15 protein-coding genes and 2 pseudogenes are annotated in these 20820 nt (G+C 73.7%); 13 read left to right on the forward strand and 4 right to left on the reverse strand.

Annotation, left to right across the window (positions count from 1 at the left end):
* Nucleotides 1–1073 precede the first annotated feature (1073 nt).
* From OHA91_RS34735 to OHA91_RS34745, 3 genes are all read left to right on the forward strand, one after another.
* Nucleotides 1074–1862 carry a phosphatase PAP2 family protein gene (locus tag OHA91_RS34735; RefSeq protein WP_266505556.1) on the forward strand — a complete coding sequence of 263 codons (789 nt, stop codon included), beginning with the start codon at nt 1074–1076 and terminating at the stop codon, nt 1860–1862.
* 134 nt (nt 1863–1996) lie between these two features.
* Entirely contained in the window at nt 1997–3553 is a 1557-nt protein-coding gene (locus tag OHA91_RS34740; RefSeq protein ID WP_266505553.1) for a carboxylesterase/lipase family protein, read from the forward strand.
* A 64-nt stretch (nt 3554–3617) separates the two neighbouring features.
* Nucleotides 3618–4625, forward strand: a complete 1008-nt coding sequence (locus OHA91_RS34745; protein ID WP_328740673.1) for a LacI family DNA-binding transcriptional regulator — start codon at nt 3618–3620, stop codon at nt 4623–4625.
* 422 nt (nt 4626–5047) lie between these two features.
* Here OHA91_RS34745 and OHA91_RS34750 read toward each other — a convergent pair whose 3' ends face one another.
* The 3 genes from OHA91_RS34750 to OHA91_RS34760 all read right to left on the reverse strand — a co-directional run bounded on the left by OHA91_RS34750 (nt 5048) and on the right by OHA91_RS34760 (nt 7891).
* Entirely contained in the window at nt 5048–5629 is a 582-nt protein-coding gene (locus tag OHA91_RS34750) for a dihydrofolate reductase family protein (RefSeq protein ID WP_266505547.1), read from the reverse strand.
* 343 nt (nt 5630–5972) lie between these two features.
* Complete coding sequence (locus OHA91_RS34755; RefSeq protein WP_328740674.1) at nt 5973–6809, reverse strand: phosphatase PAP2 family protein; 837 nt, start codon at nt 6807–6809, stop codon at nt 5973–5975.
* A gap of 113 nt (nt 6810–6922) precedes the next feature.
* Nucleotides 6923–7891, reverse strand: a complete 969-nt coding sequence (locus tag OHA91_RS34760) for an alpha/beta hydrolase (protein WP_328740675.1) — start codon at nt 7889–7891, stop codon at nt 6923–6925.
* Between the two features lie 230 nt (nt 7892–8121).
* Between OHA91_RS34760 and OHA91_RS34765 the strand changes: the two genes are divergently transcribed.
* The 8 genes and pseudogenes from OHA91_RS34765 (at nt 8122) to OHA91_RS34800 (ending at nt 17191) form a co-directional block, all read left to right on the forward strand.
* On the forward strand, nt 8122–8580 hold the full coding sequence (locus tag OHA91_RS34765; RefSeq protein WP_266505540.1) for an ATP-binding protein: 459 nt from the start codon (nt 8122–8124) through the stop codon (nt 8578–8580).
* A 138-nt stretch (nt 8581–8718) separates the two neighbouring features.
* Nucleotides 8719–10425 (forward strand): annotated as a pseudogene (locus OHA91_RS34770) (AMP-binding protein); the annotation flags it as partial.
* Between the two features lie 168 nt (nt 10426–10593).
* Nucleotides 10594–10962, forward strand: a pseudogene (locus OHA91_RS34775) (acyl-CoA thioesterase); the annotation flags it as partial.
* Complete coding sequence (locus tag OHA91_RS34780; RefSeq protein ID WP_031157398.1) at nt 10944–13247, forward strand: oxidoreductase; 2304 nt, start codon at nt 10944–10946, stop codon at nt 13245–13247. The pseudogene OHA91_RS34775 and the gene OHA91_RS34780, both read left to right, overlap by 19 nt.
* 11 nt (nt 13248–13258) lie before the next feature.
* A complete protein-coding gene (locus OHA91_RS34785; protein ID WP_031157400.1) occupies nt 13259–14296 on the forward strand; it encodes a carbon-nitrogen hydrolase family protein in 1038 nt (345 codons plus the stop codon).
* Nucleotides 14293–15411 carry a cupin domain-containing protein gene (locus OHA91_RS34790; RefSeq protein ID WP_031157402.1) on the forward strand — a complete coding sequence of 373 codons (1119 nt, stop codon included), beginning with the start codon at nt 14293–14295 and terminating at the stop codon, nt 15409–15411. The genes OHA91_RS34785 and OHA91_RS34790 overlap by 4 nt, the downstream gene beginning before the upstream one ends.
* Nucleotides 15412–15430: 19 nt before the next feature.
* The gene (locus OHA91_RS34795; RefSeq protein ID WP_266505534.1) at nt 15431–16378 is read left to right on the forward strand and encodes a fumarylacetoacetate hydrolase family protein; all 948 of its coding nucleotides are present in this window, start codon (nt 15431–15433) and stop codon (nt 16376–16378) included.
* A gap of 81 nt (nt 16379–16459) precedes the next feature.
* The gene (locus OHA91_RS34800; protein ID WP_051893864.1) at nt 16460–17191 is read left to right on the forward strand and encodes a maleate cis-trans isomerase family protein; all 732 of its coding nucleotides are present in this window, start codon (nt 16460–16462) and stop codon (nt 17189–17191) included.
* 42 nt (nt 17192–17233) lie between these two features.
* On the opposite strand, the gene OHA91_RS34805 is transcribed toward OHA91_RS34800, so the two are convergent.
* On the reverse strand, nt 17234–17635 hold the full coding sequence (locus tag OHA91_RS34805; protein ID WP_328740677.1) for a hypothetical protein: 402 nt from the start codon (nt 17633–17635) through the stop codon (nt 17234–17236).
* A gap of 242 nt (nt 17636–17877) precedes the next feature.
* Between OHA91_RS34805 and OHA91_RS34810 the strand changes: the two genes are divergently transcribed.
* Together OHA91_RS34810 and OHA91_RS34815 are read left to right on the forward strand one after the other, a co-directional pair.
* On the forward strand, nt 17878–18432 hold the full coding sequence (locus OHA91_RS34810; RefSeq protein WP_266505528.1) for a hypothetical protein: 555 nt from the start codon (nt 17878–17880) through the stop codon (nt 18430–18432).
* 72 nt (nt 18433–18504) lie between these two features.
* Nucleotides 18505–20817, forward strand: a complete 2313-nt coding sequence (locus OHA91_RS34815; RefSeq protein ID WP_245240274.1) for a bifunctional polysaccharide deacetylase/glycosyltransferase family 2 protein — start codon at nt 18505–18507, stop codon at nt 20815–20817.
* Nucleotides 20818–20820 lie beyond the last annotated feature (3 nt).

The following is a 20820-nucleotide window of genomic DNA, read 5'->3' on the forward strand; positions in this document are numbered from 1 at the left end:
GAGGTGGCGAAGCGTGGGGGAGAGGGGCGCCGCGCGGGGCGGGCGGGGGCCGGGAACGGTTGTCACCGGGGGTGGGGTGCCGAAAGCGTTCCGGGAGGACGGCAATGTTGTTACACGTGTCACCAAGTGCGCTGGAGACTGTGTAGCACCCATTTCCGGGCCTCGCCAGGCCCTGAGATGGGTTGTTGTGCGGATCGTGATGGGCCGCGGTGAACGGTGGCAGGTGTCCCGCCATGACGTGTAACCACCACCGCACGGCCTCTGGGCAGGGGTGATGTGTCGAAAATCCCTCTTGCTCTTGTGGCGGCCGTCACGCATCGGCAATACTCCGTGCCGCGCCGCTACGACCGGTCCCGACCCGGTGGCGGCGCCCGCCGTTCGGACCGTCCGGTGCGGCTCACACCGTGCCGCCGGGCGCCCGATTGTGTCCAAGGTGCGGGGTGATCCTCCGCCGATTCGCGGCGCTCGGCCGGGCGGGCGGGGCCGGTGCAGGGCGGCGGGGTCGTGGCCGCCGACCGGGTGCGTCCGCTACCCCGCTCCACCGATCCACCCCGCTCCTGCTCCGCACCGCCTCCTTGCGTTCCGCTGTCCTGCCCACCCGGCCGGTCGGCCTGATCCGGCTCAGTCCCGGTCGGGACGTCCCGACCGGCCACGGGTCGCCGCGGCCGGGCTGCCCTGCCTGCGTCGGGCGGCCTGCCTGCCCGGCCCGGCCTGCTCGTTCCGGTTCGGGCGCAGCCCTGCTTGCCTCGACCTGGTCGACCTGGTCGACCTGGTCGGCCTGCCCGGGGTCCGTGTCGCCGGCATGTCCGGTTGGCCTGGCCGGCCCGCCGGTTCGACCTGGTCGGCCCGGCTACCGCCCGGTTCTGCCTGCCCTGCCTGCCTGCCTGCTCGGTCCGGTTCCGGAACGGCCCTGCTTGCCTCGGTCTGCCCGGGCCGGACGGTCCGGTCGGCCTGCCTGGCCTGCTCGGCCTGTCCGGCCCCGGACTCCGCCCGGTCCGGCGTGCTTCGGCCGTGCGGGCCGCATTCTCCCCGTCCCCGCTTCCTCCCGTCCCCGCTTCCTCCGTCCCCGCTTCGTGCCGCTCCCCGAGCGCCCCCACCGCCCGCTCAGCGGCGCCGAAAGGCCCGCCGTGTTCTCCTCGCACCCCTCCCCGCCCCCGCCCGCGTACGTACCGCCACCCCACCCGCCCCGGCACCATCTGCCGGCCGCCCCGCCGCGGCGTGCGCTCGCCCTCGGGATCGGGCTCCTGCTCCTGTCGCTCTTGTTCGCCCTGCTGCTCCGGTGGGACCGCACGCCCTTCTTCCAGGGGGTCGACGACCGCTGGGCCGCCGCCGTCGACCATTCCTCCGCCGGTGCGTCCGGGGAGCCCGGCGGATTCCTCGTCGTCCTCGACCGGCTCGGCGGCCCCCTCGGCATGGTCCTTCCGCTGGTCCTCCTCGGCTGCCTCTGCGTCTACGGGCGCTGGCGCTCCGGGCTGTTCGTCCTCCTGGCTGCCGTGGTCTCCAACGCCCTCGTCGTCCTGCCCGTCAAGCAGCTCGCCGATCGACCGCGGCCGCCGCACCCGTGGGTGCTGGTCAACGACGGCTCGTACCCCTCGGGACAGGTCTTCGGTGCGGTGACGCTCGTGATCGTGGTCGCGGTGGTGGTGTTCCCGCCCCCTGCGCGACGCTGGTGTTGGGCCTTCGGGGGTGCGTACGTCCTGGCCATGATGGGCAGCCGGACCTGGCTGCACGCCCAGTGGCTCAGCGACACCGTCGCGGGTGCGCTCCTCGGCGCCGGAACCTGCCTCGTGCTGTGGCGGATCCTCGCGCCACTGCTGGAGACGGAGGCGCAGCGCATGGCCTCGAACAGCCTGTGGCTGTGACGCGCCACCTCTCGGGGGCGGCCGCCCCTCCACAGATATCTCGACACATTGACGCACGGCAAATTTACGCCATAACGTCGGGAGGGTCCGGCGCCCCCGGCGCGCGGCAGTCACGAAGAGAGAAGGAACGGCCCATGCCCCACTCCCCAGGCCAGGACCAGCCGGAGGTGCAGCTCCCCGCGGGGCGCCTGCGCGGCACGACCGAGGGCGGGGTCGCCGTCTTCCGCGCCGTGCCCTACGCCGCACCGCCGGTCGGCGACCTGCGCTGGCGGCCCGCGCAGCCGCACCCCGGCTGGAGCGGTACGCGCGACGCCACCGCCGACGGCCCCAGCGCACCCCAGATGTACGCGGAAGGCGGCGACCCGGTGCTCGGTGGCCACGGGTCGCCGCCCTTCGACGACGACTGCCTCACCCTCAACGTCTGGACCCCCGCCGCCGACGGTGCCCGCCGTCCGGTCCTCGTGTGGATCCACGGCGGCGGCTTCGTGTCCGGCTCGGGCTCGCTGCCCGGCTACTCCGGCGAGACCTTCGCCCGCGACGGCGACCTCGTCGTCGTGAGCATCAACTACCGCCTCGGCCCCCTGGGTTACCTCAACCCGGACGATGACGACGAGAGCGCCAACCTCTGGCTCGGCGACCAGATCGCCGCCCTGTGCTGGGTGGGCGCGCACATCGCCGCCTTCGGTGGCGACCCCGACCGCGTCACGGTCGCCGGGCAGTCCGGTGGTGCGCTCTCCACCGCCGCCCTCGCCGGACACCCGCTCGCCCAGGGCCTGATCCGGCGGGTGATCCTGCAGAGCCCGCCGCTCGGACTCGACCTCCCCGAGCCCGCCGCGTACCGGGAGCGCACCGCCGCCTACCTGGAGCTGGCCGGAGCCAAGGACGCTGCGGAACTGCGTGCGCTGCCCTGGCAGGAGCTGATCGGAGCGGCCGCCGGCCTTTTCGCCCGGACCGCGGCGTGGGGGTACTGGCCGACCCCCTTCCTGCCCGTGGTCGACGGGACCTCCCTGCGGACCCATCCGGCCCTGGCCCTGCTGGACGGGGCTTCTGCGGACATCGACGTCATGATCGGCTGGACGCGCGAGGAGGCCAACTTCGGCTTCGCCCTCGACGCGGGGTACGCCGGCGCCACCCGCGAGCAGGTCACCGACCGGATCGCCCACACCTTCGGGGCGGAGGCCGCCGCCGACGTGTACGCGGCGTACGCGCGGGCCCGGCCCGGCTCCCGTCCCGTCGACGTCCTCATGGACCTGATCACGGACGAGCTCTTCCGGGTGCCGGCCGTCCGGCTGGCCGAGGCCAGGGCCGCGTCGGGCCACCCCGTGTGGGCCTACCAGTTCGACCTGCCCACGCCCGCGTACGAGGGCCGGCTCGGGGCCGCCCACTGCCTCGAACTCCCCTTCGCCTTCGACAACTTCGACCAGTGGGCGCACGCCCCCTTCCTGGCCGGGCTGGACCCGGCCGCCCGCGACGGCCTCGCGTACGCGATGCACCGGGCCTGGATCTCATTCGTCCGCACCGGCGACCCGAACCACCCGGACCTGCCGCACTGGCGCCCGTACGACGCGCAGTCGCGCACCACGATGCGCTTCGACGCGGTCGTGACCGCCCTCGACGACCTGGCGGGGGCCTCGCGACTGCTGCACGGCCCCGCGCCCACGTCCGCGCAGCCCTGCGCTCCCTTGATTTAACTCGTGTAACCTGAGAAGGGAGGAGCACCAGGAACATCGAGCACAAGGAGCGTCGAGGGACGTCATGGCCAAAGACACTCACGTCCCCGCATCGATCACCAGCGCCGACGTGGCCCGCCTCGCAGGGGTGTCGCGCGCCACGGTCTCCTTCGTCCTCAACGACACCCAGGGGCACCGGGTCAGCGCGAGCACCCGCGCCCGGGTGCTCGACGCGGCCAAGCAGCTGGGCTACGTACCGCACGCCGCCGCCCGCTCCCTGCGCGCCGGCCGCAGCAACCTCGTCCTGATGCCGGCGTCGATCTCCGCCGCGGGCCGCCTCGTCAGCGACTGGGTCGACGACCTGCACAGCGAACTCGACCGCCTCGGCTACACGGCCGTGCTCCACGCGGGCCGCTTCGCCGACCCCGTCGACGCCGCCCGGGCCTGGGCCGAACTGCGCCCGGCGGCCGTCGTCGCGCTGGACGGCGACCGCTTCACCGCCGCCGCGGCCGACGTGCTGACCCGGGCCGGGGTGCGCGGCCTGCTCGCCTTCGCGTCCCACCCGGTCGAGGGCGTGCACACCATCGGTTTCGACCACACCCACATCGGCGCCACCGCGGCCGAGCACCTCATCGCCCGAGGCCGCACCGCGATCGGCGTGGTCATGCCCCAGGAGCGGGGCCTGGGCATCATGGCCCGGCCGCGCCTCGCGGGCGCCGAGTCGGTCGCCGCCCGGCACCTGGCGACCGTCACCCCGCTGGAGCTCGCCTACACCCGGGAGTCCGCCCGCGATCTGGCCCGGCGCTGGCCGAGCCTCGGCCTCGACTCCGTCTTCGCCTACAACGACGAGTACGCCGCGCTGCTGCTCCACGCCTTCCAGGCCGAGGGCATCTGCGTACCGGACGAGGTCGCCATCGTCGGCTGCGACGACCTCGTGCTCGCCGCGCTGCAGCAGCCCGCGCTCACCACGGTCCGGCTGGAACTGCCGTCGGCCGCGCGGATCGCCGAGGCCGTGCACGAGCTGGTCGAGACGGGTACGGCGGCGCCGTTGCCGGCCGTGGACGCCGTACTGATCCACCGCCAGACCTCCTGAGCGCCCCTACGGCGACGCCGCCCGCCCCGCAGTCCGGTCGCGCGCCGTGCGGGTGATCACTACGGTGACGCCACACGCGTCGGGAGCGATCTGACCCAAGATCTGCACCGTGATGCCGCGCGCGATGCTCGAGGCCGAGGGCGGCCTTCATGCGGGTCTTGCGGTCGCGGACCGCGAAGTGGCCGTCGTGGGCGTCGGTGAGGGGGCGCCGTCCGGGCCGCTGGCGTCCAGTCGGGCGAGGAAGGTCCGGACGGGGAGTCGTAGGCGGGCCGGGTGTCGTCGTCCAGGGGCGCGCGTTCGAGCGCCGCGGCGAAGGCGCCGTGGCGCAGGCGGCGTGGACGGTGATGAAGCTGCCGGGTACCGTCTGGTGCCGCCGCCCCGCAAGGTCCTCGCAAGCTTCTTCGCGTACCCGCTCAGATCGGTCAACGGCGCACCCGATAGCGCAGGTGAAGCACCCGGTTGCCCTGAATCACCACGTCAGGATCCTCCAACAGGTGCTGCGCCTGGACCGACCCGAAGTAGCGCTTGCCGGACCCGAACACGACGGGTACGACGTCCATGCGCACCTCGTCGACCAGGCCCGCGGCGAGCACCTGGCCACCCGCGTCGCCGGCGGCGACCTCGACCATGCGGTCACCCGCAAGCTCCTGCGCCTTGGCCACGGCTGCCTCGACGCCGTCGACGAAGTGAAACGGCGCCGCGGGGTACCAGCCCTCGGGCTCCGGCCGGTGCGTCACGACGACCACGTGGTCGATCCCGCCCGGCGGCTTCCCGTCCCAGCCGTCCGTCAGGTCGAAGACGCGGCGGCCGACGATCGTGACACCGATCCGGTCCCAGTACGGCCGGGTGTAGTCGTAGGACGTCTGCGACACCTTCAGCTCGCCGCTCTCGTCCAACGGGACATCACCGCTGGACAACCAGTCGAACAGGGGTCCGGGCTGGTCGTTCTCGTCCGCGACGAAGCCGTCCACCGACACCGAGCTGTACATGACCACCTTGCCCACGGGGCTCTCCTCTGCTGCGGGGTGCCCCAAACTAGCGCGTCGTGAGCGGTCGCTCTCGGAAGGAATCAATGGGCCTGCCGCGGCCGGCCGTCCGGCGCGTGGCCGGGATGTTCGCGCAGGAACCGCCGCCGGACTGCGACGCGTACCGGGTCGGCGCCGGCCCGGTGAACGCCCGGAACGCGTGGCCGAAGGGCCTGGTCGAAACAGCCCGCGCCACCGGCGAGGTCGCCCCGGTCCCCGCCACTGCGCGGAGTCCCGCGAGCCGGCTCGGGTACGAAGTGGGGCCCGCCCGGAGCTTCCGGGCGGGCCTCCTCCGGAGGCCGCGTCACGGCGCCGCGGGCGGTCAGCCGCCGTCGGGCACCGCCGCCGCGCCCGGGTCCGCCCCCGCGGCCGCCCCCCGGCGGTCGTGGGAGCGGAGGCTCTCCCGGGCGAGCGCGGGCTGGAGGAGCCACCACGTCAGGAGCCCCGCTCCCGCGCCGGCCACGGCCCCGGCCACCGTGTCGGTGAGCCAGTGCGCGTGCAGCCAAGTACGGCTCCACATCATGGCCAGCGTGAAGACCGCGCCCCCGTACCACCACGCCCGCCGCCGGGCGGCCGGCACAAGCAGCGCCCCCGCGACGACGACGAGGAGCGCCGCGGTGGCCGCGTGGCCCGACGGGAAGGAGCCGTGGTCCACCCGCACCAGCGGGTCGGCCGGGCGGGGCCGGTCCACCAGGTGCTTGAGCCCCTGGATGACGAGCATGTTGCCGCCGAGGTAGGCGGCCAGCAGGAAGCCGGCCGAGGTCCAGCGCCTGCGGAAGAGCAGCAGGAGCAACAGGGAGAGCGGCAGGACGGCGCCGACCGGGCCGCCGAACCAGTTCAGGACGGTGGCCGCGGCCAGGTACGGCCCGTCGTGGGGGCCTCCCATCCAGCCCAGCCAGCGGTCGTCCAGCCGCTGGAAGGGCGGATCGGTGATGTCGGAGCGGACGACCAGGGCCGTCGCCGCGGCGGCGGCCAGCGCCAGGAGGCCCGCCGTGAGGAGGCCGGGGCTGCGGCGGACCCGGGATGCGTCGGGACGGCGGGATCGCCGGGACCCGTCGGCTCTGCCGGCGCCGGGCCCGTCGGGACTTCCGGGCCCGTCGGGTCTGCCGGGTCTGTCGTGCGGGGTGAGGGCCGGTTCGGTGGCCGGGTTGGCGGACATGGCTGCCTCTCGCGCCCGCGGGGGCGCCCGCGGGCGTGTGTGCTGTGAAGGGATGCGGGGGAGGGGGCGGGGGCTGCCTTGAGGCGGCCCCCGCGGTGGAGCGGGTCCGGGCGTCAGGCGCCTACGCCGAGGTGGCGGGCGAGGAAGGCGACGCTCTCCTCGACGATCGACGCGATGTCCGGGGAGCCGAGGAAGATGTGGTCCGCGCCGTCCACCGGCCGGAGGGTGACCTCGCCCCCGGCGCCCTCGAGGGCGCCGGCGAGGGCCTCGCTCTGGCTGTACGGCACCAGGCCGTCCCGGGTCCCGTGCACCAGGAGGAAGGGCGGCGGTGGGGTCGAGCCCTCGGTGTACGTGACCGGGCTCGCCGCCCGTGCCAGGTCCGGGCGCTCGGCCGCGGAAGCCCCGAGCAGGGCTTCGTAGGGGTCGGGGAACTCCACACCGGACGGCATCGGCGGCATCGGCGGCATCGGGTGGGAAGCCAGGGCGACCAGGTCCGAGACGCCGTACCAGTCGACGACCGCGAGCACGCCGGTCTCGCCCGATCCGACCCCCTGGGTGCCCTCCAGCGCGACGCCGTCCGTACCGTCCGCGGGCCCGACGAGACCGGCGAGCGCGGCCAGGTGGCCGCCCGCGGACTCGCCCCACACGCCGATCCGGTCCGGGTCGATGCCCAGGTCCCCCGCGAAGGCGCGGACGTAGCGGATCGCGGCCTTCACGTCGTGCAGCTGGGCCGGGAAGGGCGCCTCGAGGCTGTGCCGGTAGTCGACGGAGACGAGCGCGAGCCCGGCCGCCAGTACCGCCCCGTGCAGCAGCGCGGCGGGCACGGTCGGCGGCGGGTAGCGGCGGTCGCCGTCCAGCCAGCCGCCGCCGTGGATCCAGACGACGGCGGGGAACGGCCCTTCGCCGGCCGGCACCTGCACGTCGAGCAGCCGGGGACGGTAGCCGGGCGTCGTCGCGTAGGTGATCCCGTCGAAGCGGCGCACTCCGTCCGCGGCCGTCACGGGCGGTACGGGGGGCCGGTACGGCGGGGGCGGCCAGGTCATGTCGGCGATGTCGAACGCGGTCGGAGGAGATTGCGTCATTGCGGCCCTTCCAAATCGGCGGGGTCCCGGCGGGGCGGGTGCAGGCTTCGCGTCGTTTGTCCGAAATGCTTGCGCGAGCAGCCGGGGGAGGCGTAGCGTGTTACACGTGTAATCAAGGACTTTAGCGACGCGTTTCCGCTGATGACAAGCCCAGAAACGATCCGACTTCAGGGTCGGTAACACGAGTCACTGAAGTGGTCGCGCCGCCTTCCCCCTCCCGGGAGCACCTCATGCTCACCACCACCGGCACATCCGTGATCCCCGCGATCCCCGTGATCCCCGCGATCCGGCGCTTCGTCCACTGGGTCGCAGACCCGGACGTCACGAGCGTTCCGCAGGTCAGGGCCCGTGTGCGCGCCACGCTGGAAGCCTGGGCGGTTCCGCTCGACGCCGCGGACGTCCTGCTGCTGGCCGTCAGTGAACTCGTCGGCAACGTCGTCCGCCACGCCGGCGCCGGCCGGATGCGGGTCGGGGTCGCCGCTGGTGCGGGCTGGCTGCGCCTCGACGTCGCAGACCAGGGGGCCGGTCTGCCGCGGCTGCCGGCTCCCCGCGCCGAGGTCGACCCGGAGTCCGAGAGTGGCCGCGGGCTGCTGATCGTGCAGCTGATGGCCGCCGAGATGGGCGGTGAACTCTCGGTTGTGGCGCACGAGTTCGGCAAATCGGTCCGGGTGCGCATACCCGCCGCCTGAGCCGGCCGCCGTGTGGGCGGAAGGCCCTGTCGGAGGGTGTCTCGCCTTCAGGATGTCGCGGAATGTTGACGGCCGCTAAATATTCGACATACCTTGCTCCCGTCTCCCCCCGCTGCTCCCCGATCGAGGTGCCGCCCCATGGAGCTCTCCCCTTCCGCGCATGCCGACTCCTTCTGCAGGGATCGGCTTCCGCCTTTCGCCCTCTGGCCCGAACTCCACTTCGACCTACCGGAGTTGGACTACCCGGACCGCCTCAACTGCGCCGGTCGCCTGCTCGACGAAGCCGTCGAGCAGCACGGCCCCGACCGTCCCTGCCTGCTCACCCCGACCGAGCGCTGGACCTACGGCGAACTGCAGCACCGCGCCAACCAGGTCGCCCAGGTCCTCACCGAGGACTTCGGCCTCCGGCCCGGCAACCGCGTCCTGCTGCGCGGGCCCAACAACCCCTGGCTCGTCGCCGCGTGGTTCGGCGTACTGAAGGCCGGCGGGGTCGCCGTCACCACGATGCCGATGCTGCGCGCCGGTGAACTCGCCGAGCTCGCCGACATCAGCCGGCCCGCGGTCGCCGTGTGCGACCACCGCTACGCCGACGAGCTCGAAGCCCTGCGCAGCCCCGGCGCGCCGGAGCCGGCCGGCCCGCCCGTACCCGCGGACCCGGCGGCGGGGTCCGCAGCCCCCGCTCTGCCTGATCTCCCCGCCCTCCCCGTGATCACCTATGGCGGCACCGGTCCCGCGGACCTGGCCGCGCTCTGCGCGGCCAAGGACGGCCGGTTCGACACCGTGGCCACCGCCGCGGACGACGTGGCGCTGATCGCCTTCACCTCCGGCACCACCGGCCGGCCGAAGGCGACCCTGCACTTCCACCGCGACGTCCTCGCCAACGCCGACACCTTCTCCCGGCACGTCCTGAAGCCGCGCCCGGACGACGTCTTCACCGGCACACCGCCGCTCGCCTTCACCTTCGGACTCGGCGGCCTGGTGGTCTTCCCCCTTTCCGTGGGAGCCGCGACCCTGCTGATCGAGCAGACGACCCCGCTGCAACTGGCCGACCTGGTCGCGGACCACGGAGCGACCGTGCTCTTCACCGCGCCCACGGCCTACCGGGCGATCATGGAGGCCGGGGCGGTGGACCGGCTGTCCGGACTGCGCCGCTGCGTCTCCGCCGGGGAACCGCTGCCGGCCCCGGTGTGGCAGGAGTTCCACGCCGCCACCGGCCTGCGGATCATCGACGGCATCGGCGCCACCGAGATGCTGCACGTCTTCATCTCGGCGGCCGACGAGGACATCCGGCCCGGAGCCACCGGCCGCCCCGTCCCCGGCTACCGCGCCGCGGTCGTCGACGAGCACGGCGCCCCCGTCCCCGACGGGCAGCCCGGCCTGCTGGCGGTCACCGGACCCACCGGCTGCCGGTACCTCGCGGACCCGCGCCAGACCTCGTACGTCAGGAACGGCTGGAACATCACGGGCGACACCTACGTCCGCGACGCCGACGGCTACTTCTGGTACGTCGCCCGCAGCGACGACATGATCGTCTCCTCCGGCTACAACATCGCGGGCCCCGAGGTCGAGAAGGCCCTCCTCGCCCATCCCCACGTCGAGGAGTGCGCCGTCGTCGGCGCCCCGGACGAGCGGCGCGGCATGCTCGTCAAGGCGTACGTCGTCCTCGCCGCCGGGGCCGCGGCGGACGGGGCGACCGTCCGCGAGCTCCAGGCCCACGTCAAGGCGTCCATCGCGCCGTACAAATACCCGCGGGCCGTCGAGTTCGTCACCGAACTCCCGCGCACCGGCACCGGAAAGCTGCGGCGCGGCGCCCTGCGCGAGCGTGCCCGCACCGATACGGGGAGCGCACCGCCCGCGCCGTCCGGACCGCAGTCGTCCGGACCTCGGACGTCCGCGCCGATGCACGCGCCGCACCCGTCGGCGGCGCCGGCCGGCGTCGTCGTCGAACGCCGCGTCGAGTGGACCGACACCGACGCCGCCGGCCACTACCACCACTCCACCGTCGTGCGCTGGGTCGAGGCGGCCGAGGCGGTCCTGCTCCACCGGCTGGGCCTGTCCCACCTGTTCGGGAGCACGCCCCGCGTCCACTTCGAGGCCGACTACCGGGCCCGCCTGTGGTTCGGCGACACCGTCCGTACCGAGCTGAGGGTCACCAGGGTCGGCTCCGCCTCCCTGCACTACGCCTTCACCGTCCGCGGCGAGCAGGGCGGCGAGGCCGCCACCGGCCGCATGGTCGTCGCGCACTCGGCGGCGCACGCGACCGGGTCGACCCCCTGGCCCGACGACGTACGGGACCTGCTGGGCGCGGCCGGCCCCCAGCAACCGGAACTACTCACCACCGCAGAAGCACCAGGAGGCATGCCGTGCGCGTCGCAGTCATAGGAGGAGGGCCCGGCGGACTGTACTTCGCGGCCCTCGCCAAGCAGCTCTCCCCGCACTGGGAGATCACCGTCTGGGAGCGGAACGCCCCCGACGACACCTTCGGCTTCGGCGTCGTCTTCTCCGACGAGACGCTCGACGGGATCGCCCACGCCGACCGGGAGGTCCACCAGGCCATGTCGGCCGAGTTCGCGCGCTGGGCCGACATCGACGTCCGCTACCGCGGCACCACCCTCACCTCCGGCGGCCACGGCTTCGCCGCCCTCGGCCGCCGGCGCCTGCTGAGCATCCTCCAGGAGCGCTGCGCCGCCCTGCAGGTCGACGTCCGCTACCGGACCCAGGCCCCGCCCGCCGCCGAACTCGCCGCCACCCACGACCTGGTGGTGGCCTGCGACGGCGTACGGTCGGCCACGCGCACCGCACACGCCGACGTCTTCGGGACCGAACTCGACGAACGCGCCGGCCGCTACATGTGGCTCGGCACGGACAAGGTCTTCGAGGCCTTCACGTTCATCGTCGACGAGCACGACTTCGGCACCCTCCAGGTGCACGCGTATCCCTACGACGCGACCCGCTCCACCTTCATCGTGGAGCTGGAGGAGGGGGCCTGGCGGCGCGCCGGCTTCGAGGAGCACGCCGCCCGCGACCATCCGCCGGGCACCAGCGACGAGGACAGCATCCGGCGCTGCGAGGAGCTCCTCGCGAGCCACCTCGACGGCCACCGCCTGCTGCCCAACAACTCCAAGTGGCTGCGCTTCACCACCGTCCGCAACCGCACCTGGCGGCACGGCAACGTCGTCCTCCTCGGGGACGCCGCGCACACCGCGCACTTCTCCATCGGCTCCGGCACCAAGCTCGCCATGGAGGACGCCCTCGTCCTCGCCGCCAGCCTGCACGAACACCCGGACGTGCCGGCCGCGCTCGCGGCGTACGAGGAGGAGCGCCGACCGGTCGTGGAGTCCACCCAGCGGGCGGCCCAGGCCAGCCTCGAATGGTTCGAGCGCATCGACCGCTACACGGGCCAGGACCCGCACCAGTTCGCCTTCAACCTCCTGACCCGCAGCCGCCGCGTCACCTACGACAACCTGCGCGTGCGGGACGAGGGCTTCACCGCCGCGGTCAACCGCTCCTCGGCCGTGCCGCCCATGTTCCGGCCCTTCCCGCTCGGCGGACTGCTCCTGCGCAACCGGGTCGTCGTACCGCCCACCGCCCTGCACACCGCGCGCGACGGGATCCCCGGCGACTTCGACCTCGTCCACCTCAGCACCCAGGCCCTCGGCGGGGCCGGCCTCGTCCTCGCCGGGATGACGGCCGTCAGCACCGACGGCCGGGCCACCCCCGGCTGCCCCGGCCTGTGGAGCGACGACCAGGAAGCGGCCTGGCGGCGCATCGCCGGCTTCGTCCACGGCCAGTCCGACACCTGCCTGGGCATCCAGCTCACGCACGCCGGCCGCCGCGCCGCCGGCGCAGGCCCGCGGCCCGTCGCCGCCTCGGCCCTGGCCTGGGACCAGCGGAGCCCCGTACCGCGCGAGGCCGACCGCGCCGACATGGACGCCGTCGTACGGGACTTCACGAGCGCGGCCCGCCGCGCCGACCGGGCCGGCTTCGACGCGCTGGAACTCCAGTACGGGCACGGCCACCTGCTCTCCGGCTTCCTGTCCCCGCTCACCAACCGGCGGACCGACGAGTACGGCGGCGACCTCGACGGCAGACTGCGCTTCCCGCTCGAAGTGCTGCGCGCCGTACGGGAGGTGTGGCCGGCCGGCAAGGCGCTGCTCGTACGGATCTCCGCCGCGGACTGGGCCGAAGGCGGCACCAGCGAGGCCGACGCCGTCGCGATCGCCCGAGCCCTCGCCGGGGCGGGCGCCGACGCCGTCGACGTCTCCACCGGCGAGGTCGTCGCCCACGAACAGCCCCGGTACGGCCGCAGCTACCAGACCCCCTACGCCGACCTCATCCGCAACGCCACCGGCATCCCCACCATCGCCGTCGGGGCGATCTCCACCTACGACGACGTCAACTCGATCGTCCTGGCCGGGCGGGCCGACCTGTGCGGCGTCGGCCGCGCCCAGCTCCACGACCCGCTGTGGACCCTGCACGCGGCCGCCGCCCAGGGCTACCAGGGCCCGGCCGCGCCGTGGGCGCGCGCCTGGCGGGCAGGCAGCGGACGGCCCCCCTCCGCCCGGACCGACCGGATCCCGCCCCGGCTCCAACTCCTGCGGCAGCCCGCCGCGTCCGTCCACCGCCGCTGGCTGCCCCGCGCGGCCGCCGCACCCGCCCGCTCCTAGCGGAGACGCCCATGCCCAAGCCCACACCCCCCGCCGGGCCCGGGGACGACCTACCCCGGTTCACGGCCGCGGCCGTCCAGGCCGCACCCGTCTACCTCGACCCCGCCGCCACCGTCGACAAGGCCGTCGCCCTGATCGCGGAGGCCGCGGCGAACGGCGCCCGACTCGTCGTCTTCCCCGAGGTGTTCGTCCCCGGCTACCCCTACTGGAACTGGACGATGAACCCCGTCCAGGGATCCCCCTGGTTCGAGCGGCTCCAGCGCGCCTCCGTCGACATCCCCGGCCCGCACGTCGACGCCCTGCGCGCGGCGGCCCGCCTGCACGGCGTCGTCCTCGTCATCGGGGTCAACGAACGCGCCCCGCACAGCCTCGGCGTCCTCTACAACACCCTGCTCACCATCGGCCCCGACGGCGAACTCCTCGGCGTCCACCGCAAACTGGTCCCCACCTGGGCCGAGAAGCTCACCTGGACCGGCGGCGACGGCAGCTCCCTGGTCGTCCACCCCACCCCGATCGGCCCGCTCGGCGCCCTGGCCTGCGGCGAGAACACCAACACCCTGGCCCGCTTCACGCTCCTGGCCCAGGGCGAACTCGTCCACGCCTCCTGCTACATCGCCCTGCCCGTCGCACCCGCCGACTACGACATGGCCGACGCCATCGCCGTCCGCACCGCCGCCCACAGCTTCGAGGGCAAGGTCTTCTCCGTCGTCGCCTGCTCCACCGTCTCCCCGGAGATCGTGGACGCCCTCGCCGGGGACGACGAGGAACTGCGGAAGCAGTTCACCCGCCCCCGCAGCGCCCTGTCCGGCATCTTCGGCCCCGACGGCCGCCCGGTGACCGAACCCCTCGTCGACGACGAGGGCATCGTCTACGCCGAGATCGACCTCGCCCGCTGCATCCAGCCCCGGCAGATGCACGACATCACCGGCCACTACAACCGCTTCGACATCTTCCGCCTCGAAGTCGACAACCGCCCCCGCCCGCCCGTGACCTTCACCGCGCCCGCGGCCCCCGCCGCCGGCACCGCCAGCCCCGAGGAGGACGCATGACCATCGAGCAGGACGACACCGCGCTCGGCCGCGCCCGCGTGTCCGACACCCCCGAACTCACCGCCTACTACGACGAGCTCGGCGCCCTGGACGCGGGCGCCCTGTGGACCGTCGCCAACGACATCGAGCCCTGGTACCCGCACCCCCGGTCCGTACCCGTCCTGTGGCGCTACGACGACCTGCGCCCCCTCGTCCACAAGGCCCTCGGCCTCGTCCGGGCCGACGACGCCGGCCGCCGCGTCGTCATGCTCGTCAACCCGGGCCGCAGGGACGTCAGCGCCGCCGCCGGACTCCTCTACACCGGACTCCAGATCATGGGCCCCGGCGAGGCCATGACCGCCCACCGCCACCAGGCCGCGGCCCTGCGCTTCGTCCACGAGGGCACCGGCGCCTGGACGATCGTCGACGGCCAGAAGCTGAAGGTCGGCCCCCGCGACTTCGCCATCACCCCGAACGGCACCTGGCACGAGCACGGCAACGACGCCGACGACGCCCCCGTCATCTGGCAGGACGGCCTGGACATCCCGCTGGTCAACGCCCTCGATGCCGGCTTCTACGAGGTCCACCCCGAGCTGTACCAGACGCCCGGGAAGGTCATCAACTCCTCGGTCCTCACCTACGGGGCGAACCTGCTGCCCTACGGCGCGCAGAAGTGGACCCGGCCCTACTCGCCGCTGCTCGCCTACCCCTGGGAGCCCACCTACGAAGCCCTGCGGAACCTGGCGAAGGCGACCGAGGGCTCCCCGTACGACGGGGTCATCGCCGAGTACACCAACCCGGTGACGGGCGGCCCGGTCATGCCCACCATGGGCGCCCACATGCAGCTCCTGCGCCCCGGCCAGGCCACCCTCGCCCACCGCCACACCGGCTCGGTGATCTACACGGCGGCCAAGGGCCGCGGCGTCTCCGTCATCGCCGGACGGCGCTTCGAGTGGAAGCAGGGCGACATCTTCTGCGTCCCCTCCTGGGCCTGGCACGAGCACCACAACCTCGACCCGGCAGAGGACGCCTGCCTCTTCTCCTTCAACGACTTCCCCGTCATGCGCTCGCTCGGCTTCCACCGGGAAGAGGCGTACGCCGACAACGGCGGGCACCAGCCCGTCACCGCCGCCTGAACCGCAAGGAGCCCCCAGCATGCGCTTGCTGACCTTCACCGCCGCAGCCGACACGTCCGACGCCGCTGACTCCGCCGCCACAGCCGGCCGAGCGGCCGGACGCCTCGGCGCCGAGACCGACGGCACCGTCCTCGACCTCGCGGTCCTGGCCCGCCACGCCGGCGTACCGCTCCCGCACGACCTGCTCTCCTTCGTCCAGGCAGGCCCGGCCGCCCGGGAGACCGCCCGGGAACTGCTCGCCGCCGACCCGGCCGGCCGGCCCGCCGAGGCCGTGCACCGCCTGGAGGACGTGACCCTGCGCGCCCCGCTGCGCCCCGGGAAGATCATCGGCGTCGGCCTCAACTACATCGAGCACGTCGAGGAGTCCAGCCGCAGCCTCGACACCGACAAGGACCTGCCGCCGCGCCCCGTCCTCTTCGGCAAGCCCGCCACCGCCGTCACCGGCCCCGGAGCGCCGATCCTGCACAACGCGGACCTGACCACCCAGCTGGACTGGGAATGCGAACTGGCCGTCGTCATCGGCCGCACCGCCTTCCGGGTGAGCGAGGAGGAGGCGTACGAGCACATCTTCGGCTTCAGCATCCTCAACGACATCAGCGCCCGCGACCAGCGCCGCTCCGGCCAGTGGTTCTTCTCCAAGGGCCAGGACTCCTACGCCCCCTTCGGCCCGGTGGTCGTGACCCGCGACGAGATCCGCGACCCCATGGCCCTCGACCTCTCGCTGCGCGTCAACAAAGTCACCAAGCAGAAGTCGAACACCCGGCACATGCTCTTCCCCATCGCCCGGCTCATCGCCGACATCAGCTCCGGCATGACCCTGGAACCCGGCGACGTCATCGCCACCGGCTCGCCGTCCGGGGTGGGCGCCGGCATGGTTCCGCCGCAGTTCCTGCGCCCCGGTGACACCGTCGAGGCAACGGTCGAAGGCATCGGAACCCTCACCAACCCCGTCGTCGACGCCCGCTGACCCGCCAGGCCAAGAGGAGCCGCCCCCGTGTCACCCCGCACCTACCGCATCGGCCAGATCGTGCCGAGCTCCAACGTCACGATGGAGACCGAGGTCCCCGCCGTCCTCCGGGCGCGGCAGGCCGTCGCACCCGACGAGCGCTTCACCTTCCACTCCAGCCGCATGCGCATGACCCACGTCACCCCCGAGCAGCTCAAGGCCATGGACGCCGACTCCGACCGCTGCGCCGTCGAGCTCTCCGACGCCCGGGTCGACGTACTCGGCTACGCCTGCCTGGTCGCCATCATGAGCATGGGCCTCGGCTACCACCGGGTCTCCGAGCAGCGGCTGCACACCCGGACCGCCGAGAACGGTGCCCCCGCCCCCGTCGTCACCAGTGCCGGGGCGCTCGTCCACGGGCTGCACACCATCGGCGCCCGCAAGATCGCGCTGCTGGCGCCCTACATGCGGCCGCTCACGCGGACCGTCGTGGACTACCTCACGCACGAGGGCATCGAGGTACTGGACTACGAGGCCCTGGAGATCGCGGACAACCTCGACGTCGCCGCCCACGACCCCGCCCGCCTGCCGGGCCTCGCACGGGCGCTGGAGTACTCCGACGCGGACGCGGTCGTGCTCTCGGCGTGCGTGCAGATGCCGTCCCTGGGAGCCATCGAGGAGGCCGAACAGCTCCTGGGCAAGCCCGTCGTGTCCGCGGCGGTCTGCACCGCCCACCAGATGCTCCGGGCCCTGGATCTGGACGCCGTCGCCCCGGGGGCGGGCCACCTGCTCTCCGGAGCGTACGCGAGGACCCCGCTGCCCGGGCGGCCGTAGGGCCGCGTCGGCCCGGTCGCGTACAGGGACCGGGCCCGCGCGTCACCGCATGGGCGGCGGCACCGTGTAGTTCGGGACCGACGGGTCCTTCGGGTCGAACGGCGCCGGCTTCCACGTCGGCAGCGGGGGCCGGTCGGGCGCCGGCGGCGGGTTGGGTCCCCGGTTCGGGTTCTGCGGGACGTCCGAAGCACCCGCCGGGGTCCGCTCCGGCTCCGGCCCGCCCGTGGCCGAAGGCCTCGGCTCCGCAGCCGGCGTGGACGGCTGCGCGCTCGCCGGCTCCGAGGGGGAGGGAGCCGACGGGGCCGTCGACGACGCGGAGGCGGGAGCCGGCACCACCGGCTTCGCCCCGGCCGGCTCGCCCGAGCAGCCGCCCAGCGCCAGGGCGCCGACGAGCGCCACGATCACGACACCCGTGACCCTGCCCCTGGGACCCACATCCACCACCCGCCGTTCCCGCTCACGGGTCCGTCCGTCCTCCGAGTCGGGTGATCGTAGCCCAGCGGGGCGCGCCGCATCCGGCCGCGCGCCCCCCGTCGCACCACATCGTGTGGAAACGGCCCGGTTCGGGCACCCCGGAGTGACACCAGGGGCGACTCCAGCGCTGAGGGGCATGGGTCGCCCCACGGTGACCGCGTTCCCGCCACGACTTCCGACACCCGTCGCCCGACCCCCAGAGGCCACGACGCATGCACCCAGCCCCCGGCGCCCCGGACGAAGACACGATGGAGCTCTTCCTCGGTGATGTGGGCGCGGCCCATACGGCGCAGGGACCGCCGGACCCTCCCCTCGCCGCAGCCCCCGTTTTCGTGGACACCTCGGGGCGCAGGCAGCGTCGCGTGCGCCGATGGGGCTACCTGCTGGTGATACCGGCCGCCGCCTACGTCACCCTGCTCCTGAGCACGCTGTTGGGCGGCCCCACCTTCCGATCGCCGTTCCTCCCCTCCGCCCAGGCCCCGCACACCCCGGGGCCCGGGGAGTCGGCCAAGGCCGGAACAGCGGGCCCGTCCCCCCGCGGCACGGTGAGCGGACGCCCCCGGGCCACTCCGGCCGCCTCGCTGCCCAGCGCACCCGCACCGGCCGCCGCCACACCCGGGGCGGGCAGTACCGCACTCGTCACGGCACCCGGCCCGACGAAGGCCACCAACGGACCGGCGAACCCGGCTCAGCCGTCCCCCCAGGGCCGAGGCCGCTTCAGCACGCCGCCCGGCCAGGGCGGCGGCAAGCCCACCGGCCGGCCCTGAGCCCGCAGCCCGGTACCGCCCACACCGCACGTGTCGCATTGTCCGACGCAGCAGTCAGGAAGCCCCACCCCCGTGTCGAAGAACCGTCGTCGCCGATCGCAAGGCCGGCACACCCCCGTACGCAACGTCCCCCTGCGCACACACTGGCTGCTGCTCACGACCCTCGTGCTCACGCTCTCGGCGGCGCTGCTCCTCGAGGGCTACACCCAGCACCTGTTCGACGACCGTCCCGACGGGGCTCCCCGGGGGCAGGCACCCGGAACGTCCGTGCCGGCCGCGATCGGCTCCGGTGGCCCGGTGATCGAGGGGGCGGCCGGCCGCACTGCCACCCCGGCGCCCCGCACCATCGCCCTGACCTTCGACGACGGCCCCGACCCCCTCTGGACCCCGAAGATCCTCGACGTGCTGCGCCGCAACGACGTGCGCGCGACCTTCTTCACCGTCGGTACCCGCGTCGCCGAGAACCCGGACCTGGCCCGCCGGATCGTCGCCGAGGGCCACCAGATCGGCCTGCACAGCTTCACGCACACCGACCTCGGCACTGCGTCCGCCTGGCGCCGTTCCCTGGAGCTGCGCGAGACCCAGCTCGTCATCGCCGGTGCCACCGGGGTCACCACGCCGCTGCTGCGCCCGCCCTACTCCTCCACCAACAAGGCGCTCGGAGACGCAGACTGGAAGGCGGTCGTCCAGGCCGGGCAAGAGGGATACCTGACCGTCCTGACGACCCTGGACAGCCAGGACTGGCGGCGCCCCGGTGTCGAAGCGATCGTCGCCGGCGCCACCCCTGCGGATTCCGCCGGGCAGATCGTGCTGATGCACGACGCGGGCGGGGACCGCACGCAGACGGTCGCCGCGCTGGAACAGCTCGTACCGCGCCTGAAGGCCTCCGGCTGGAAGTTCGCCACAGTAGGAGACTCGGTCGCTCTTCCCGCCACCGTGCAGAGCGCCGGCACCGCCGACCGGTGGCAGGGACTGGCACTGATCACCGCGATGCGCACCAGCGGCTGGATCCTCGACGTGCTGTCGTGGCTGCTGTGGGCGGCCGGCGGGATCAGCCTGCTCCGCGCGGTCGCCGTGTTCGTCGCCGCCCGGCGGCACGTGCGGATGCGGCGGAGGCCGTGGGGCGCTCCGGTGACCGAGCCGGTGAGCGTGATCGTGCCCGCCTACAACGAGAGCGCCGGGATCGAGGCGGCTGTCCGTTCCCTGCTCGCGTCCGACCACCCCGTCGAGGTCATCGTGGTCGACGACGGCTCCACCGACGGCACGGCCGACATCGTGGAGGCGCTCCGGCTGCCCGGCGTACGGGTCATCCGGCAGCAGAACGCGGGCAAGCCGGCCGCCCTCAACACGGGGATAGCCGCGGCCTCCTGCAACCTGCTCGTCATGGTGGACGGCGACACCGTCTTCGAACCCGACGCGGTCCGCATGATCGTCCAGCCCTTCGCCCACCGCCGGGTGGGCGCGGTCTCCGGCAACGCCAAGGTGGTCAACCGGGGTGGTCTGCTCGGCCGCTGGCAGCACATCGAGTACGTCGTCGGGTTCAACCTCGACCGCCGTCTGTTCGACCTCGCCGAGTGCATGCCCACCGTCCCCGGTGCCGTCGGGGCGTTCCGACGCGAGGCCCTGCTCAGGGTCGGCGGCGTCAGCGACACCACCCTGGCGGAGGACACCGATCTGACCATGGCCCTGTGCCGGGACGGCTGGCGCGTGGTCTACGAGGAGCGGGCCAAGGCATGGACGGAAGCCCCGGCCTCGCTCGGCGCCCTGTGGAAGCAGCGCTACCGGTGGTGCTACGGCACCCTCCAGGCCATGTGGAAGCACCGCGGGGCCCTCGCCCAGCGCGGACAGGCCGGCAAGCTCGGCAGACGGGGCCTGGTCTACCTCCTGATGTTCCAGGTCCTGCTGCCGCTGCTCGCGCCCATCGTGGACGTCTTCGCCGTCTACGGGCTGGTCTTCCTCGACCCGTTGCGCATCCTCGGCCTGTGGACGGCCTTCCTGCTGCTCCAAGTACTGATGGGCCTGTACGCCTTCCGTCTGGACGGCGAGCGCCCCGGACCGCTGTGGAGCCTGCCGCTCCAGCAGTTCGTCTACCGCCAGCTCATGTACCTGGTGGTGATCCAGTCGGTCTTCACCGCAGTCGCCGGCTCCCGCCTGCGCTGGCAGCGGATGGAGCGGTACGGCAGTCTCGAGGTGCCCGTCACCGCCTCCGCGCCCCCCGCCGAGCGGCCGTACGGGAGCGAGGCCCCGCCGGCCGCCGAGACCTGGGCCGACCCCGGCGTGCCGTACGGGGGCTACGACACCGACCCCGGCTGGGCTTCCCACCCGGCGGCGCCGGGCCCGCAGAACCACGTCTGGCCCTCCTCGCAGGGGCACCCGCGTCCTTAGGCC

Source organism: Streptomyces erythrochromogenes, assembly GCF_036170895.1.
GTDB lineage: Bacteria > Actinomycetota > Actinomycetes > Streptomycetales > Streptomycetaceae > Streptomyces > Streptomyces erythrochromogenes.

Coding starts and splice junctions, on each gene's coding strand:
- OHA91_RS34740 (WP_266505553.1), top strand. CDS start 1,997: ATGCCCCACTCCCCAGGCCAGGACCAGCCGGAGGTGCAGCTCCCCGCG.
- OHA91_RS34745 (WP_328740673.1), top strand. CDS start 3,618: ATGGCCAAAGACACTCACGTCCCCGCATCGATCACCAGCGCCGACGTG.
- OHA91_RS34755 (WP_328740674.1), bottom strand. CDS start 6,809: ATGTCCGCCAACCCGGCCACCGAACCGGCCCTCACCCCGCACGACAGA.
- OHA91_RS34760 (WP_328740675.1), bottom strand. CDS start 7,891: ATGACGCAATCTCCTCCGACCGCGTTCGACATCGCCGACATGACCTGG.
- OHA91_RS34765 (WP_266505540.1), top strand. CDS start 8,122: ATGCTCACCACCACCGGCACATCCGTGATCCCCGCGATCCCCGTGATC.
- OHA91_RS34785 (WP_031157400.1), top strand. CDS start 13,259: ATGCCCAAGCCCACACCCCCCGCCGGGCCCGGGGACGACCTACCCCGG.
- OHA91_RS34790 (WP_031157402.1), top strand. CDS start 14,293: ATGACCATCGAGCAGGACGACACCGCGCTCGGCCGCGCCCGCGTGTCC.
- OHA91_RS34795 (WP_266505534.1), top strand. CDS start 15,431: ATGCGCTTGCTGACCTTCACCGCCGCAGCCGACACGTCCGACGCCGCT.
- OHA91_RS34800 (WP_051893864.1), top strand. CDS start 16,460: ATGGAGACCGAGGTCCCCGCCGTCCTCCGGGCGCGGCAGGCCGTCGCA.
- OHA91_RS34810 (WP_266505528.1), top strand. CDS start 17,878: ATGCACCCAGCCCCCGGCGCCCCGGACGAAGACACGATGGAGCTCTTC.